Origin of the sequence: Amycolatopsis deserti (assembly GCF_014653945.1) — a bacterium.
Lineage (GTDB): Bacteria > Actinomycetota > Actinomycetes > Mycobacteriales > Pseudonocardiaceae > Amycolatopsis_E > Amycolatopsis_E deserti.
The window spans coordinates 61,165-78,196 of record NZ_BNAU01000007.1; the positions used below are offsets into that span (position 1 = coordinate 61,165).

12 protein-coding genes are annotated in these 17,032 nt (G+C 71.1%); 3 read left to right on the forward strand and 9 right to left on the reverse strand.

Annotation, left to right across the window (positions count from 1 at the left end; genetic code table 11):
* Nucleotides 1–468 precede the first annotated feature (468 nt).
* Both smc and IE290_RS26985 read right to left on the reverse strand, forming a co-directional pair.
* The gene (gene smc / locus IE290_RS26980; RefSeq protein ID WP_191247515.1) at nt 469–4,050 is read right to left on the reverse strand and encodes a chromosome segregation protein SMC; all 3,582 of its coding nucleotides are present in this window, start codon (nt 4,048–4,050) and stop codon (nt 469–471) included.
* A gap of 121 nt (nt 4,051–4,171) precedes the next feature.
* Nucleotides 4,172–4,504, reverse strand: a complete 333-nt coding sequence (locus IE290_RS26985; protein WP_191247516.1) for an acylphosphatase — start codon at nt 4,502–4,504, stop codon at nt 4,172–4,174.
* A 124-nt stretch (nt 4,505–4,628) separates the two neighbouring features.
* Here IE290_RS26985 and IE290_RS26990 point away from each other — a divergent pair, with 124 nt between their 5' ends.
* Nucleotides 4,629–5,261 carry a hypothetical protein gene (locus tag IE290_RS26990; RefSeq protein WP_191247517.1) on the forward strand — a complete coding sequence of 211 codons (633 nt, stop codon included), beginning with the start codon at nt 4,629–4,631 and terminating at the stop codon, nt 5,259–5,261.
* Here IE290_RS26990 and IE290_RS26995 read toward each other — a convergent pair.
* The 7 genes from IE290_RS26995 to kdpF form a co-directional block, all read right to left on the reverse strand.
* A complete protein-coding gene (locus IE290_RS26995; protein ID WP_191247518.1) occupies nt 5,226–5,873 on the reverse strand; it encodes a hypothetical protein in 648 nt (215 codons plus the stop codon). The genes IE290_RS26990 and IE290_RS26995 overlap by 36 nt on opposite strands.
* A gap of 108 nt (nt 5,874–5,981) precedes the next feature.
* Nucleotides 5,982–6,674, reverse strand: coding sequence for a response regulator (locus IE290_RS27000; protein ID WP_191247519.1), 693 nt, complete (start codon nt 6,672–6,674; stop codon nt 5,982–5,984).
* Nucleotides 6,671–9,217, reverse strand: coding sequence for a DUF4118 domain-containing protein (locus tag IE290_RS27005; protein ID WP_191247520.1), 2,547 nt, complete (start codon nt 9,215–9,217; stop codon nt 6,671–6,673). Before IE290_RS27005 ends, IE290_RS27000 begins: the two co-directional genes overlap by 4 nt.
* A 4-nt stretch (nt 9,218–9,221) precedes the next feature.
* The gene (locus tag IE290_RS27010) at nt 9,222–9,809 is read right to left on the reverse strand and encodes a potassium-transporting ATPase subunit C (RefSeq protein WP_191247521.1); all 588 of its coding nucleotides are present in this window, start codon (nt 9,807–9,809) and stop codon (nt 9,222–9,224) included.
* Between the two features lie 2 nt (nt 9,810–9,811).
* Nucleotides 9,812–11,854, reverse strand: a complete 2,043-nt coding sequence (kdpB, locus tag IE290_RS27015) for a potassium-transporting ATPase subunit KdpB (protein WP_191247522.1) — start codon at nt 11,852–11,854, stop codon at nt 9,812–9,814.
* Nucleotides 11,851–13,512: a potassium-transporting ATPase subunit KdpA gene (gene kdpA / locus IE290_RS27020; RefSeq protein ID WP_191247523.1), complete on the reverse strand. Its 1,662-nt coding sequence runs from the start codon at nt 13,510–13,512 to the stop codon at nt 11,851–11,853. Before kdpA ends, kdpB begins: the two co-directional genes overlap by 4 nt.
* A gap of 3 nt (nt 13,513–13,515) precedes the next feature.
* Entirely contained in the window at nt 13,516–13,617 is a 102-nt protein-coding gene (kdpF, locus tag IE290_RS27025) for a K(+)-transporting ATPase subunit F (RefSeq protein WP_191247524.1), read from the reverse strand.
* 347 nt (nt 13,618–13,964) lie between these two features.
* Between kdpF and asnB the strand changes: the two genes are divergently transcribed.
* Complete coding sequence (asnB, locus tag IE290_RS27030; protein ID WP_191247525.1) at nt 13,965–15,800, forward strand: asparagine synthase (glutamine-hydrolyzing); 1,836 nt, start codon at nt 13,965–13,967, stop codon at nt 15,798–15,800.
* 77 nt (nt 15,801–15,877) lie between these two features.
* Nucleotides 15,878–16,399, forward strand: coding sequence for a YflT domain-containing protein (locus IE290_RS27035; protein WP_191247526.1), 522 nt, complete (start codon nt 15,878–15,880; stop codon nt 16,397–16,399).
* Nucleotides 16,400–17,032 lie beyond the last annotated feature (633 nt).

The following is a 17,032-nucleotide window of genomic DNA, read 5'->3' on the forward strand; positions in this document are numbered from 1 at the left end:
GCCCCGCGCTGACGCGCGAGTAATCGATTTCTGAACTTAGCGCTAGGTGGCGCCGGTGTGTCTAGCGCCACATGGGTGGTTACTGATCGAACACTGAGGGTTATTACCCGGCGGCGGTGTCTGAAACGGACACTTTCGAGGGAAGTCGCCCAGCGCGGTCCCTGAACCAAAGCGGAGCTGGGTGGCCATCCCGGAGCCTGCCCGTCCGGCGAGGACATCTTTTGATCTTTTTCCCTGGCCTTCGGCCAGGGGGCGCCTCACGGCGCCTAAAGGTCACCTTGGGCGACCTCCCCCGCCCCCGCTCCTTGATTGTGTTTCGGTCGCCGAGCAGGGTTGTCAAGGCGGGAAAGAGTACCTTGACAACCCTGATCGGCGACCAAAGATCGGCTGTGGATCGGGGGCGGGGGAGGTCTGGGGCGTAGTCGGTTTCGTTACGTTGCCGGGCGGCGGTTTGCTGGTGTGCCTTGCCTACGCCTCCTGGCGCAGGCGCTGGCTGATCACCTTCGTGATGCCGTCGCCCTGCATGCTGACTCCGTAGAGCGCGTCGGCGATCTCCATGGTCGGCTTCTGGTGCGTGATGATGATCAGCTGGCTGGACTCGCGCAGCTGCTCCAGCAGGCCGATCAGCCTCCGCATGTTGGTGTCATCGAGCGCCGCCTCGACCTCGTCCATCACGTAGAACGGCGACGGGCGCGCGCGGAAGATCGCCACCAGCATCGCCACCGCGACCAGCGACTTCTCCCCACCGGACAGCAGCGACAGGCGCTTCACCTTCTTGCCCGGCGGGCGCGCCTCGACGTCCACACCGGTCGCGAGCATGTCGTCCGGCTCGGTCAGCACCATCCGGCCCTCGCCGCCGGGGAAGAGCACCGAGAACACCGTCTCGAACTCACGGGCGACATCGTAGTACGCCGAGGTGAAGACCTCGAGGATCTTGTCGTCCACTTCCTTGATGACCGTCAGCAGATCCTTGCGCGTCGCCTTCAGGTCTTCCAGCTGGGTGGACAGGAACTTGTACCGTTCCTCCAGCGCGGCGAACTCCTCCAGCGCCAGCGGGTTGACTTTGCCCAGCGTCGCGAGGTCGCGCTCGGCCCGCTTGGCCCGCCGCTCCTGGGTGCTCCGGTCGTACGGGATGGCCGGCGGGGCGCTGACCTGCTCGCCGTTCGCCTTGGCCTCCTCGTACTCGGCCATCTCCTGCGCGCTCGGCGGCACCGGCACGTCCGGCCCGTACTCGGCGACCAGGTCCTCCAGGCCGATGCCGAAGTCCTCGGCGATCTTCGTCTCCAGCTGCTCCAGCCGCAGCCGCTGTTCGGCGCGCAACACCTCGTCCCGGTGCACCGCGTCGGTCAGCTTCTCCAGCTCGTGGGTCAGCTCGCGGACCCGGTTGCGCACCTGGGCCAGCGCCGCCTCGCGCTGCTGTCGCACCGCCTGCGCCTCGTCGCGCTCGGCGGCCGCCCGCTGCACCGACAGCTCGATCCGCTCCAGTGCCAGCTCACCGGCGTCGACCACGGCAGCCGCGATCGCCGCGCCACGAGCCCGCGCCGCCCGCGCCTTCTCAGCCCGCTCCCGCGCCGCGCGCTCCGCGTGCGCGGCCCGGCGCAGCGAATCGGCGCGGCCGGCGATGCTGCGGGCCCGCTCCTCGGAGGTGCGCAGCGCCAGCCGCGACTCGACCTCCTCCTGGCGCACCGCCGCCAGCCGTTCCGCGGCCTCGTCGCGGGCGCTGGTGTCCGGGTCCTCGTCCACCGGCTGCTCGGCGACCGCCGCCAGCCGCTCCTCCAGCTCCGCCAGGCTGGCCAGCGCCTGCTCGCGGCTGGCCTCGACCTTCGCGCGCTGGTCCCGCAGCCGCGTCACCTCGGCCTCGGCCGACCGCGCGGCCTGCTGCAGCCGGTTCAGCCGCTCCGACGACCGGGCCTTGCGGACCTTCGCCTCGGAAAGCGCTTCCTTCGCCTGGGCCACCTCGTCGCGCCGGGCCTGCTGCTCCGCGCGGGCGCCCTCCAGCTCAGCGGCCGTCTGCTCCAGGCGACGCTCCGCCGCCATCAGCCGGTCCCGCGCCTCGTCGACCGCGGCCTGCACCTCGATGACGCTTTCGCTGCGACCCGAGCCACCGACCGCCCAGTGCGAGCCGAAGACGTCGCCCTCGGCCGTCACCGCGCTGACCTCTGGGTGCGCCGCGACCAGCTGCCGCGCCGCCTCCAGGGTGTCCACCACCGCGATCCGGTCCAGCGCGCGCTCCACCGCGGGCCGCAGCGGCTCCGGCGCGGTGACCACGTCCCGGGCCCAGCGCGCGCCGTCCGGCAGCGACGGCCAGCCCGAGGTGTCCACTGTGTACGGAGCGCCGCCGAGCAGCACCCCGGCTCGGCCGGAGTCGTTGTCCTTCAGGAACTTCAGCGCGGCGATCGCCTCGTCGCCGCCCTGCACCGCCACCGCGTCGGCGACCGGGCCAAGCGCCGCGGCGAGCGCGACCTCGTAGCCGGTCTCCACCGACAGCAACGCGGCGACCGATCCGAGCAGCCCGGGCAGCCGGTCGCCCGCGCCGAGCAGCTCGCCGGCGCCGTCCTTGCGCCGCAGGCCCATCGACAGCGCGTCCACCCGCGCCTTCTCCGACGCGATCTCGCGCTCGGCCTGCCGCTCGGCCTTGACCAGCTCCTCGACGCGCGCCTTCGCGGCCTGGTTGGCCTGGACCGCGCGGTCGTGCCGGTCCTGCAGGTCGGCGTCGTCGGACTCCTCGACGCCGCCCTCGGCCCGCGCCTCCTCCAGCTCCTCCACGGCCAGCTCGGCCCGCGCGGCGGACTCGTCGATGGCCGCGGTGAGGCGGTCGATCTCGTCGGAGGTCGCGCTGTTCTTGCTGCGCAGCGCCTCGACCTGGCCGGTGAGCTTCGCCAGGCCCTCGCGCCGGTCGGCGATCGCCCGCACGGCGGCCATGTGCGCCTTCTCCGCGGCCTGGACCTCGTGCTCCAGCTCTTCGCGGCGCAGCACGGCCTCGGCGAGCGTCTCGCGGGCGATCATGACCGCCTCGTTCAGCTCGGCCTCGCGCTCGGCGACCTGCTCGGCCTCGGCCAGCAGCTCCTCCGGATCCCGGCCGCCGGTCGCGGTGTCGACCTCGGCGGACAGGTGCCGCTGCCGCTCCACGGCCAGCCGCACGGTCCCGCGCAGCCGCTCGCCCAGCGCGGACAGCTTGAACCAGGTGTCCTGCGCGGCGTTGAGGCGCGGCGCGTCCTCCGCGACCATCGCCTCGAGCTGGGCCTCCTCGGCGCCGGCGAGCTCGAGGGCCTGCTCCACCTCGGCGCGGCGGGCGCGGGCGGCGTTCTCGTCCGCCTCCTCGCGCGCGATCGCGGCGCGCTGCGTGACCAGGTCGTCGGCCAGCAGTCGCAGGCGCGCGTCCCGCAGCTCGGCCTGCACGGACTGCGCCTTGCGGGCGATCTCGGCCTGCTTGCCCAGCGGCTTGAGCTGGCGGCGCAGCTCCGCGGTGAGGTCGTTGAGGCGGTCCAGGTTCGCCTGCATCGCGGTGAGCTTGCGCAGCGCCTTTTCCTTGCGCTTGCGGTGCTTGAGCACACCCGCGGCCTCCTCGATGAAGGCGCGGCGCTCCTCCGGCTTCGACTCCAGGATCTGCGCGAGCTGGCCCTGGCCGACGATGACGTGCATCTCGCGGCCGATGCCGGAGTCCGACAGCAGCTCCTGGATGTCCAGCAGACGGCACGAGCTGCCGTTGATCTCGTACTCGCTGGCGCCGTCGCGGAACATCCGGCGGGTGATCGACACCTCGCTGTATTCGATCGGCAGCGCGCCGTCGGCGTTGTCGATGGTCAGGGTGACCTCGGCGCGGCCCAGCGGGGCGCGGCCGGAGGTGCCGGCGAAGATGACGTCCTCCATCTTGCCGCCGCGCAGGTCCTTCGCGCCCTGCGTGCCCATCACCCAGCGCAGCGCGTCGAGCACGTTCGACTTCCCCGACCCGTTCGGGCCGACGACGCAGGTGATGCCCGGTTCGAACCGCAGGGTGGTAGCCGAGGCGAAGGACTTGAAGCCCTTCAGCGTCAAGCTCTTGAGATGCACGTGGCGGGACCCTTCAACGCCTGAGTGATCCAGGAAGTCTATCCGGGGCGGATGCCGGTCCCGGTCATGGCCGTGGGCGTGTTGTCCCCGCCAGCCCCAGGCGCCTCCCCAGTCCCAGGTGTCACTCCTCCACGAAGCCCGTCAGCCCACCCTTCGCCGGCGACCAGTGCTCGACCACTTGATCCACACGACCGGGTGACGATGTTGAGCGGAGGAGATCGAGTAGCTGCTGACAGTGGTCTTCGCTACCCTCCGCCAACACCCGAACACGCCCGTCGTCGAGGTTGCGCGCACTGCCGACCAGGCCCAGTTCCAGCGCCCGGCATCGGGTCCACCAGCGGAAACCCACTCCCTGCACCCGTCCGCTGACCCACGCCGTGAGCCGGACGGCGTCCTTTTCACCCGTCACGTCTCTTATCCTGCCGGAAGCTTTCCGACTGCGGAGGGTGATCATCCCGGTGCTCCTGGACAGATCGGCGTTCACTCTTGGTGCTAATCTCCCCGGCAGGCGCCACCATTCGGGCTCACTCGCCCGGATGTGCTCAAGCCGGTTTCCCCGCCAGTTCAAGGAGCGACAAATGGCCCACATGGGTCGTCGGACCGAGGTGTCCCCGCCGCGCGACTCCGCCACGCGCAGCCAGCGCAGCGGCTACGTGCTGCTCGCGGTCAGCGGTGTCGTGCTCGCCACCGCGTTCGGGGGGCTCGCCTCGATCATCGCGCCGGGCGACTCGCCGAAGGTCGCGGTGCCCGGCGGCACCAACTCGACTTCCGGAGCGCAGCTCATCCCCGGTGACGCGGCTCCCGGGCAGACGCCGGTGACCGTCGACGGCGTCGCGATCCCCGCGGGCAGCCGGACGGCCGTGGTGACGACGAACCCGGACGGGACGCAGGTCGTGACGCTGCTGCCGGCCGAGGGCTCGAACGAGGCGCCGATCGTGCTGCCGCCGGGCACCCCGCTGCCGCCCGGCACGGTCATCCCGCCCGGCACCACGCTGCCCCCGGGCACCACGACCACTCCCCCGCGCAACGACATCCCCGCGACGCGGACCACGCCGAACCCAACGTCGAGCAGCACACCCACCAGCACGCCGGACACGACTTCGCCGACCACGGATCCGACCACGCCGACCAGCAACACCGCGCCGCCGAGCACTCCGACCGACGACAGCTCGACGTCAAGCGGCAGCGACAGCTCGAACCCGACCACCTGACCGGCGCCGGCTCACCAGCCGGACCACGACCGCGACCAGCGACAGCAGCGGCAACGGAAAGCCCAGCACCAGGCCGATCCCGGCGTCGGCGACCGGCGCGCACACCGCGGCCACGAACACCCACACCGGACCGGTCCGCGGCTTCCCGGCGGCGGCCCACGGCGTGCGTTTCCAGGGTTTCGCCACGGAAAGCCAGGCCTGGAAGGCGATCGCGCTCGCCATGAGCACCGTGCCGCCGACGAGTGCGCCGGGTGGGGGCTCTCCAGCGAGCGCGGCCCGTTCCGCGTCGGCCAGTGCCGGGGACAGCACGATGATGGCGACGTTGAACTGCACCACGGTGATGGTGAACTTGCCGAACACCCACCAGTGCCGGAAGAACCCCCACGGCGTCGCCGCCGCGAGCAGGAACCCGGTGAACGCCGACGCGTTCGCCAGCGGGGCGAGCAGGTGCAGGTCGATCGCGTGGGCCATGGACATCGCGCTCGCCCGGCGGCCGGGGTCCCCGCCCGAGCCGATCAGCATGAGCACGAACAACGTGAGCGCCTCGGCCATCCAGCCGACGGACGTGATGATGTGCAGCCAGACGGCCGCGTGCCGCCATCCCTTGAGCATGCCGTCGAGGCTGCCGCGCGGAGCGGGCCGGCACATCGGGCGCCGCCCGGATTCCGCCCCTGGCCGGGAGTCGCCCGATGTTGACACCCGCCGTCACGCGACGGCGACTCACGCTTCGAAGCGGTAGCCCATCCCGGGTTCGGTGATCAGGTGCCGCGGCCGCGACGGCTCGCGCTCCAGTTTGCGGCGCAGCTGGGCCAGGTAGACGCGCAGGTAGTGCGACTCGTTCTCATAACCCGGGCCCCACACCTCGCGCAGCAGCTGCTTCTGCGCCACCAGCCGGCCCCGGTTGCGCACCAGCAGCTCCAGCACGCCCCACTCGGTCTTCGTCAGGTGCACCTCGACGCCATCGCGGTGCACCTTCTTCGCCAGCAGGTCCAGCGTGAACGACTCCGTCTCGATCACCGCCTCACCCTCGGCCGACGGCACCGCCGACCGCCGCAGGGCGGCGCGCAGCCGGGCCAGCAGCTCGTCCATCCCGAACGGCTTCGTCACGTAGTCGTCCGCGCCCAGGTCCAGCGCCTTGACCTTGTCCGGCGACTCACCGCGGGCGGACAACACGATGATCGGCACCGTGGTCCACCCGCGCAGCCCGGTGATCACGTCGGTGCCGTCGATGTCCGGCAACCCCAGGTCCAGCACCACGACGTCCGGTTTCGTCTCGGCCACCGCCCGCAACGCCGCGGCCCCGTCGTGCGCCGTCACGACCTTGTACCCGCGCGCGGTCAGGTTGATCCGCAGCGCGCGCACGATCTGCGGCTCGTCGTCGACCACCAGGACCGTGCCGGTCTGCTCGGTCACGGAGCCACCTCCTTCAGCACCACCGGCACCACGTCGGGAGCCTGGCACGCCTTGAGCGCCACCACCACCGTGAGCCCGCCGCCGGGTGTGTCCTCCGCCCGGATCGCGCCGCCCATGGCCTCGGTGAATCCTTTCGCGACGGACAACCCGAGCCCCACCCCGGGCGTCGCGTCCCGGTCCCCGAGCCTCTGGAACGGCGCGAACGCGGCCTCCGCCATGCCCTTCTTCAACCCGCGCCCGTGGTCGACGATCCGCAGCTCGACCCACTCCGCGTACGCCGACCCCCGCACCGCCACCGGCGCCCCGCCGTGCCGCAACGCGTTGTCCAGCACGTTCGCGATCACCCGCTCCAGCAGCCCCGGATCGGCCATCACCGCGGGCAGCCGCTCGTCCACCTCGACCGCCACCGACTCCGAACCGTCCACATTCGACAGCGCGTGCGCCACCACCTCGTCGTAGCCGACCGGCCGCAGGTGCGTGCGCACCGCCCCGGCCGCCAGCCGCGACGAGTCGAGCAGGTTGTTCACCAGGCGCGCGAGCCGGTCGGTGGACTCCTCCGCCGCCTCCAGCAGCTCCTCGGTGTCCTCCGGCGACAGGTCGATGTCCTGCGCCCGCAGGCTGCCGATCGCGGCCTTGATCGAGGTCAGCGGCGTGCGCAGGTCGTGGCCCAGCGCGGACAGCAACGCCGTGCGCAGCTGGGTCGCCTCGGCCTGGCGCTCGGCTTCGGCCTGCGCCGCGGCCATCCGCTGCTGCCGCAAGGCGAGCAAAGCCTGGCCCGCCGCGGCCTCCAGTGCCCGCCGGTCGGCCGCCGGCAACGCCCGGCCGCGCAGGGTCAGGTGCACGTCCGCGGTGACCGGGATGTCCACATCGGCCTCGTCCGGCTTCCCGCACGGGTTGACGCCGGCGTGCTCGACCACCTGCCACTTGCCGCCGCGCTTTTCCAGCAGCACCACGCAATCCATGCCGAAGTTCTCGCGCACCTTCTCCAGCAAGCGCGGCAACGGCTCGGCGCTCGTCAGGACCGTCCGCGCGTAGGAGGCCAGCAACGCCGCCTCGGTGCGGGCCTGCGCCGCCTGGGTGGCCCGCCGCGCCGCCCGGTCCACGACCAGCGCGACCAGCACCCCGACCAGGACCATCGCCACCAGCGTGATCACGTTGCTCTGCGCGTGCACGGTCAGCGTGTAGAGCGGTTCGGTGAAGAAGAAGTTCAGCAGCCCGGCCGACAGCAGCGCCGCCACCAGCGCCGGACCCAGGCCGCCGACCAGCGCGACCACCACCGTGGCGAGGAAGTAGTCGACCACGTCGGTGGAGAAGTCCAGCTCCCGCCGCAGCAGCACCCCGGTCAGCGTCGCCAGCGCGGGCGCGAGGAACGCCAGCACCCAGCCGATCAGCAGCCGCGACGGCACCAGCGGGCTGCGCCGGCCCAGCCACGACCGCAGCCGCCCGCCCGCCTCGTCGTGGGTGACCATGTGCACGTCGATCTGTCCGGATTCCTGCACCACGGTCGCGCCGATGCCCTCGTCGAACAGCCGCGCGATCCGCGACCGCCGGGAGGTGCCGAGCACGAGCTGGGTCGCGTTGACGCCGCGGGCGAAGTCCAGCAGCGCGGTCGGCACGTCGTCGCCGACGACCGTGTGGAACGTGCCGCCGAGCTGGTCGGTGAGCTTGCGGTACCGGCCGGTCTCGACGTGCCCGAGCGGCGACAGCCCGTCGCCGCGCAGGACGTGCAGCACCAGCAGCTCCGCCCCGGCCCGGGTGGCGATCCGGCTGCCGCGCCGGATCAGCGTCTCGCTCTCCGGCCCGCCGGTGATCGCGACGACCACCCGCTCCCGCGTCTCCCACGTGTCGGTGATCCGCTGCTCGGCGCGGTAGCGCTGCAACGCGACGTCCACCTGGTCGGCCACCCACAGCAGCGCCAGCTCGCGCAGGGCGGTGAGGTTGCCGGTGCGGAAGTAGTTGCCCAGCGCCGCGTCGATCCGCTCGGCCGGGTAGACGTTGCCGTGCGCGAGCCGCCGCCGCAGCGCCTGGGGCGTGATGTCGACCAGCTCCACCTGTTCGGCCCGGCGCACGACGTCGTCGGGCACGGTCTCCTGCTGGGCGACGCCGGTGATGCGCTCGACGACGTCGCTCAGGCTCTCCAGGTGCTGCACGTTCACCGTGGACAGCACGTCGATCCCGGCGTCGAGCAGCTCCTCGATGTCCTGCCAGCGCTTCTCGTTGCGGGAGCCGGGCACGTTGGTGTGCGCCAGCTCGTCCACAATGGCCACCTCGGGGGCGCGGGCGAGCACCGCGTCCACGTCCAGCTCGGTGAAGTCCCGCCCGCGGTAGGTCATCCGCCGCCGCGGCACCGTCTCGATGCCCTCCAGCAGCGCCGCGGTCTTGGCCCGGCCGTGGGTCTCGACCAGGCCGGCGACCACGTCGGTGCCGCGGTCGAGGCGCCGCCGCGCCTCGCCCAGCATGGCGTAGGTCTTGCCCACGCCGGGCGCCGCGCCGAGGTAGATGCGCAGCTCCCCGCGGCGCGGCGGCTCCTTGTCCGGTTCCACCTGTTCAGTGTGCTCCTGCCTGGCCGACCGCGAGGTTGAGCCGCAGCACGTTCACCCCGGGTACGCCGATGCCGTGCCCGGTCGTGTTCGCCTCCACCAGTTGCCGCACCCGCTCCTCGGTCAGCCCGGTGTTGCGCGCCACCCGCGGCACCTGCAGCTCGGCGTAGGCCACGCTGATCGTGGGGTCGAGTCCCGAGCCCGAGGCCGTCACCGCGTCGGCGGGCACCGCGTCCCGCGAGACGCCCTCGCGCTGCGCGACGGCCGCCTTGCGCTCCTCGACCGCCGCGACCAGATCGGAGTCGAACCCGCCCTTGTTCGAACCGCCGGACACCGACGGGTCGCCGGTCGCCGAGGGCCGGGTGTGGAAGTACGGGTCGTGCGCCGGGTCCGCCGCGACCGGGTCGATCCCGATCAGCGACGAGCCCACGACCTGCCCGTTCACCGTCACCAGCGACCCCTCGGCGTTGTCGTGCAGCCCGGGAACACGGGACACCGCCCACACGCCGAGCGTGTAGACCACCCCCAGCAGCACCGTGAACACCAGCAGCACCCGCAGGCCCGCGCCGGTCTGCTTCACCAGAGTTCTGATCATCACTACCCGATCCCAGGGATGAAACGGACCACCAGGTCCACGAGCCAGATGCCGAGGAACGGCGTCACGATGCCGCCGACCCCGTAGATCAACAGATTTCGCCGCAGCAGCGCCGACGCGCTGGAGGGCTGGTACCGCACACCACGCAGCGCCAGCGGGATCAGCGCCACGATGATCAGCGCGTTGAAGATCACCGCGGACAGGATCGCCGACCGCGGGGTCGCCAGGTGCAGGATGTTCAGCGCGGCCAGCTGCGGGAAGATCGCCACGAACATGGCGGGCAGGATCGCGAAGTACTTCGCCAGGTCGTTGGCGATGCTGAAGGTGGTCAACGCGCCGCGGGTGATCAGCAGCTGCTTGCCGATCTCCACGATCTCGATGAGCTTCGTCGGATCGGAGTCGAGGTCGACCATGTTGCCGGCCTCCTTCGCGGCCGACGTCCCGGTGTTCATCGCGACCCCGACGTCCGATGCGGCCAGCGCCGGGGCGTCGTTGGTGCCGTCGCCGGTCATCGCGACCAGCCGTCCGCCCTCCTGCTCCTTCTGGATCAGGGCCATCTTGTCCTCGGGCTTGGCCTCGGCGAGGTAGTCGTCGACCCCGGCGTCCGTGGCGATGGCCTTCGCGGTGCGCGCGTTGTCGCCGGTGATCATCACCGTCTTGATGCCCATCCGGCGCAGCTCGGCGAAGCGCTCCCGCATGCCCGGCTTGACCACGTCGGACAGCCGGATCACACCGCGCACGACCGCCCGTCCCCCGGTCAGCTCGGCGACCACCAGCGGGGTGCCGCCCTGTTCGCTGATCTCGTCCACGACCCGCTCGGTCTCGTCCGGGAAGTGGCCGCCGTGCTCGCGCACCCAGTCGCGGACCGCGGCGGCCGCGCCCTTGCGCACCTGGCGGCCGGGCAGGTCTACGCCGCTCATCCGGGTCTGCGCGGTGAACGGGACGAACTCGCCGCCCCCGGGAACCGCTGTGCCCTCGGTCAGCTCGACGACGCTGCGGCCCTCCGGCGTGCCGTCGGCGAGGCTGGACAGCCGCGCGGCCTCGGCCAGCTGTTCCGGAGCCGTCCCGCCGACCGGGATGAGCTCGGTCGCCCGCCGGTTGCCGAAGGTGATGGTGCCGGTCTTGTCCAGCAGCAGCGTCGACACGTCCCCGGCGGCCTCGACCGCGCGGCCGGACGTGGCGAGCACGTTGCGCTGCACCAGCCGGTCCATCCCGGCGATGCCGATCGCCGACAGCAGCGCCCCGATCGTCGTCGGGATCAGGCACACCAGCAGCGCGGTCAGCACGATCACCGACTGCTCGCTGCCGGAGTAGGCGGCCATCGGCTGCAGCGCGACGACGGCGAGCAGGAAGATGATCGTCAGCGTGGACAGCAGGATCGTCAGGGCGACCTCGTTCGGCGTCTTCTGCCGGGAGGCGCCCTCGACCAGCGAGATCATGCGGTCCACGAAGGACTCGCCGGGCTTGGTGGTGATGCGCACGACGATCCGGTCGCTGAGCACGGTCGTGCCTCCGGTGACGGCCGAGCGGTCGCCACCGGACTCGCGGATCACCGGCGCCGACTCGCCGGTGATGGCCGATTCGTCGACCGTCGCGATGCCCTCGACCACGTCCCCGTCGCCCGGAATGGTCTCCCCCGCCTCGACGACCACCAGATCGCCGACCCGCAGCTCGGCGCCCGGCACGTGCTCCTCGCCGTCCGGGGTGATCCGCCGGGCGACGGTCTCCTTCTTGGTGCGGCGCAACGACTCCGCCTGCGCCTTGCCCCGCCCTTCGGCGACGGCCTCGGCCAGGTTCGCGAACACGACCGTGAACCACAGCCACACCGCGATCAGGATCGTGAACACGCTCGGGTCGGTGATCGCGAAGACCGTGGTGAGGACCGAGCCTGCCCACCCCACGAACATGACCGGGTTGCGGACCTGGTGCCGCGGGTCGAGCTTGCGCAGCGCGTCGGGCAGCGAGGTCAGCAGCTGCCGTCCGTTGAACACGCCCGCGCCGACGCGAGCCGGTGTTTCGACGGGCCGTTCCTGGGTGATGGTCATGCCATGGCCTCCGCGATGGGACCGAGCGCGAGCGCCGGGACGAACGTCAGCGCCGCGACGAGAAGGATGGTTCCGGCGAGCACGGAGCCGAACAGCGGCCCGGTCGTCGGCAGGGTGCCCGCGGTCTCCGGCACCTTCCGCTGCGTGGCCAGCGAACCGGCCAGGCACAGGACCGCGATGATCGGCACGTACCGCCCGATCAGCATCGCCACCGACAGCGACGACTGGAACCAGTCGTTCGTCACCGTGATGCCGGCGAACGCGCTGCCGTTGTTGTTGCCGGTCGAGGTGTAGGCGTAGAGCACCTCGGACAGGCCGTGCGCGCCGCTGTTGCCCAGCGCGCCCGCGGTGCCCGGCATGAGCAGGGCCGCACCGGTGCCCAGCAGCACGACCGTGGGCATCGCCAGCATCGCGATCGCGGCCGCGGTCACCTCGCGCCGGCCGAGCTTCTTGCCCAGGTACTCCGGCGTGCGCCCGACCATCAGGCCGGCCAGGAACATCGCGATGATCGCCATCACCAGGATGCCGTACAGACCGGTGCCGACCCCGCCGGGCGAGACCTCGCTGAACAGCATGTGCAGCAACGTCATCCCGCCGCCGAGACCGCTGTAGCTGTCGTGCATCGAGTTCACCGCGCCGGTCGAGGTGCCGGTGGTGCTGGTGGCGAACAGCGACGACGCGCCGATGCCGAACCGCTGCTCCTTGCCCTCCAGGTTCGCCCCGGCCAGCAGCGCGGCGGGCCCGTTCGGGTGCGCCTCGGCCCACCACGTCACGGCGAGCACGAACGTCCACAGCAGACCCATCACCGACAGCAGGACGTAGCCCTGCCGGGGGTTGCCGACCAGCCTGCCGAACGTCCGCGTCAGCGACACCGGGATGACCAGCAGCAGGAAGATCTCGATCAGGTTGGTCCAGGCGTTCGGGTTCTCGAACGGGTGCGCGGAGTTGGCGTTGAAGATGCCGCCGCCGTTGGTGCCCAGTTCCTTGACGACCTCCTGGCTCGCCGTGGGCGCCAGCGAGATCGTGCTCGGCGTGCCGTCCAGGCCGGTGACCGTGACCCCCGACCGCAGGCTCTGCGTGACGCCGAGCGCGACCAGCACGATCGCGAACAGGACCGCCATCGGCAGCAGGATCCGCACGGTGCCGCGGGTCAGGTCGACCCAGAAGTTGCCGAGCCGGTCGGTCTTCGCCCGGGTGAACCCGCGGACCAGCGCCATCGCGACGGACAACCCGACGGCGGCGGAGAGGAAGTTCTGCACCGTCAGGCCGGCCATCTGGACGAGGTGGCCCATGGTCGTCTCGGGCACGTAGGACTGCCAGTTCGTGTTGGTCACGAAGCTGACCGCCGTGTTGAACGCGACGCCCGGGTCCACCGCGCCGCGGCCGAGGCTCAGCGGCAGCAGCGACTGCAGGCGCTGCAACAGGTACAGGAAGACGATGGACACCAGCGAGAACCCGAGCACGCCCAGCGCGTAGGTGGGCCAGCGCTGCTCGGAGGACGGGTCCACCCGGAACACGCGGTACAGGCCGCGTTCCAGCTTGAGGTGCCGCTCGCTGGTGAACACGCGCGCCATGTAGTCACCCAGCGGCTTGTAGACCAGGGCCAGGGCGGCGACGAGGATCGCGACCGTGAGCAGACCGGAGACGAGGTCGGACATGCGTCAGAACCTCTCCGGCTTGATGAGCGCGATGAACAGGTAGACGATCAGGCCCAGCGCCAGCACCCCGCCGACGACGTTGGCCACCACCCCGGCGCCGCTCACAGCTTCTCCAGTCCGCGCAACGTCAGCGCCAGCACCGCGAACACCGCGATCAGCAGCACGGCGTACAGCAGATCCGCCACTTCACACCTTCCAGCACGGGTCACCCGATCGGTGACCGCTCCGGTGACAGCGTGCGCTCGGGATGTCCCGTCGCCGGGCGGGTCTGACGGCGCCTTGACGCGGCAGCCAGGCGCGTTTACGCGTTTTTGAGAGGCGTGTGCGACTGACCACAGTGCGTGAAACCCATCCGGTCACAGCGGTCAGATCGGGCAGACAGTTACCGGTGAGTTGTGTTACCACGGTGTTACGCATAGTTGTACTTGCTAAGCATCGGGAGGGTAGTACGCATGTGCGGAATCACCGGCTGGGTCTCGTTCGAGACCGACCTCACCCAGCGGCGCGAGGTGCTCGACGCCATGACCGGGACCATGGCCTGCCGTGGCCCGGACGACTCCGGGACCTGGATCGCCCGGCACGCCGCACTCGGCCACCGGCGGCTGGCGATCATCGACCTGCCCGGCGGACGGCAGCCGATGTCGGTGAGCACCCCGTCCGGCGAGGTCGCCATGGTCTACAGCGGCGAGACCTACAACTTCACCGAGCTGCGGCGTGAGCTGGAGGGCAAGGGTCACGCGTTCCGCACCGACAGCGACACCGAGGTCGTGCTGCGCGGCTACCTGGAGTGGGGGGAGTCGGTCGCCGACCGCCTCAACGGCATGTACGCCTTCGCGATCTGGGACGCGCGCGACGAGAAGCTCGTCATGATCCGCGACCGGATGGGCATCAAGCCGTTCTACTACTACCCGAGCCGCGACGGCGTGCTGTTCGGCTCCGAGCCGAAGGCGATCCTGGCGAACCCGCTGGCGAAGCGGATCGTGGACGCCGACGGGCTGCGCGAGCTGTTCTCCTTCACCAAGCAGCCGGGCTGGTCGCTGTGGCACGGGATGTCCGAAGTGGAGCCGGGCACGATCGTCCGCGTCGATCGCGATGGCGTGCACACCCGTACGTACTGGAAGCTGGAGGCGCGCGAGCACACCGACGACCAGGAGACGACCGTCGCCCGCGTGCGCGAGCTGATGACCGACATCGTGCACCGGCAGCTGGTCGCCGACGTGCCGCGCTGCGTGCTGCTGTCGGGCGGCCTGGACTCCAGCGCGATCACCGGGCTGGCGGCCGCGCGGCTGCGCGAGGAGGGCGAGCAGCTGCGCACGTTCTCGGTGGACTTCGTGGGTCAGGAGGAGAACTTCAAGCCCGACGAGATGCGCGACACGCCGGACTCGCCGTTCATCCGGGACGTGGCGAAGCTGGTCGGGTCGGCGCACCAGGACGTCGTGCTGGACCCGGCGGCGCTGACCGACCCGGCGGTGCGGCGGGCGGTGCTGACCGCGCGGGACATCCCGGCCGGCATGGGCGACATGGACACCTCGCTGTACCTGCTGTTCAAGGCGATCCGGGCGGAGTCGACGGTGGCGCTGTCCGGCGAGTCGGCCGACGAGGTGTTCGGCGGGTACCGGTGGTTCCACGACGAGACCGCGCGCAACGCCGACACCTTCCCGTGGCTGGCGTTCAACACCGGCGCGCTCGAACGCGGCGGGCTGCTGCGGGCGGAGGTGCGGTCCACGCTGGATCTCGAGGGCTACACCGCGGACCAGTACCGCAGCGCGCTGGCGCGGGTCGAGCACCTGGACGGGGTTTCCGCGGAGGAGCGCCGGATGCGGGAGGTGTGCCACCTGCACCTGACCCGGATGGTGCGGGCGTTGCTGGACCGCAAGGACCGCGCGTCGATGGCGGTCGGGCTCGAGGTGCGGGTGCCGTTCTGCGACCACCGGCTCGTCGAGTACGTCTACAACACGCCGTGGTCGCTGAAGACGTTCGACGGCCGGGAGAAGAGCCTGCTGCGGCACGCGACCAAGCACGTGCTGCCGCAGTCCGTTGTGGACCGGGTGAAGAGCCCGTACCCGTCCACGCAGGACCCGGGGTACGCGGAGGCGTTGCAGCAGCAGGCGAAGGAGGTGCTCGCCTCGCCCGGCGACCCCGTGTTCGAGCTGGCCTCGCGCGAGTGGGTCACCGAGGCGGTGGGCCAGGACCCGGCCACGATGGACTCGCTGACGCGCCACGGCCTGGACCGGCTGCTGGACCTGCACCACTGGTTCGACATCTACCGGCCGGAGCTGCGAGTCTGAAAATTCGCTGTGAAGTTCAGACATAGGGCACAAGTGGGTATGCGGGAGCGTTGGACAGGTCAGGAGAGGTGAGACAGATGACCCAAGCATTCACGCAGACCGCTTTCACCAACGCCCGGACGAACCCGCAGCTCCCGACCCTGCCCACCGGCTGGCCGATCGGGTCCTACGAGTCCTACGAAGAGGCCCAGCGGGCGGTCGACCACCTCGCCGACAACGACTTCCCCGTGGCGGACGTCACGATCGTCGGAGTCGAGCCGATGCTGGTCGAGCGCGTGGCCGGCAAGCTCAGCTGGGGGCGCGTCCTCGGTGGCGCGGCCATGTCGGGCGCGTGGTTCGGTGTTTTCGTCGGCCTGCTGCTGACGATGTTCACGCCGGGCGCCGGGCTGCTGCCGATCCTGTTCGGTCTCCTCGCCGGTGTCGCGTTCAGCATGGTGTTCGCGGCCATCAGCTACGGCGCCACTCGTGGCCGCCGTGACTTCGTGTCGCAGACGCAGCTGGTGGCGCGCCGCTACGACGTGCTGAGCCAGCCCCGCAACGCCGAGAAGGGCCGCGAACTGCTGGCGAACCTCGCCGCGCGGGCGCACGTATTCAACTGAGTCACCTGAGGAGAAGCCCCGAGCCGGTTGCGGCTCGGGGCTTTTTTCACGAGCGCGACAGGACGTCCGCGCACACCGTGTCCCTCCGCAGCCGCGCCCAGTCGGTCTCGAACCGGCGACGGCGAAGTCTTCGGCGTTCTGGCGCACCTCGAAGAAGGAGATGTCGCCGATTGTGAACGCGGGAACCCTTCCCTGGCGGGCAGCTCGACCTCGTCCATGGGCGGCACGCCAGCGCAGTTCAGGTCCCCGGGTCGTCGTCGAACAGGTACACCAGGAGCAGCACGACAACGGCGATCAACACGGCCGCCGAGCTTCCACCACCGCCACGCGCACCTCCCGAGGTCAGGGGGAGGTAACCGCATGCCGGTGGGGGCCGTCAAAGCCGATGTCCTGATGCGGTCAGTTGCCGCTGGAGGTATCCCGGCCAGGGGCGCACGGCCCTCGCGCGGGCGGCGCACGTCCGTGGTGCGCGCGGGTTGTCGTGGAGGGTGTCGCGCGGCATCGTCGGGATGCCCGCGGCCGTGGCAGCAGCGGCCGAGCACATCCACCACTGTCCGTGCGCGCGCAGGAAACCTGCCTGCTGATGGATTCCGCGAGCCGCACTACTTGCCGATGATGTAGTCCAGGTCAGCG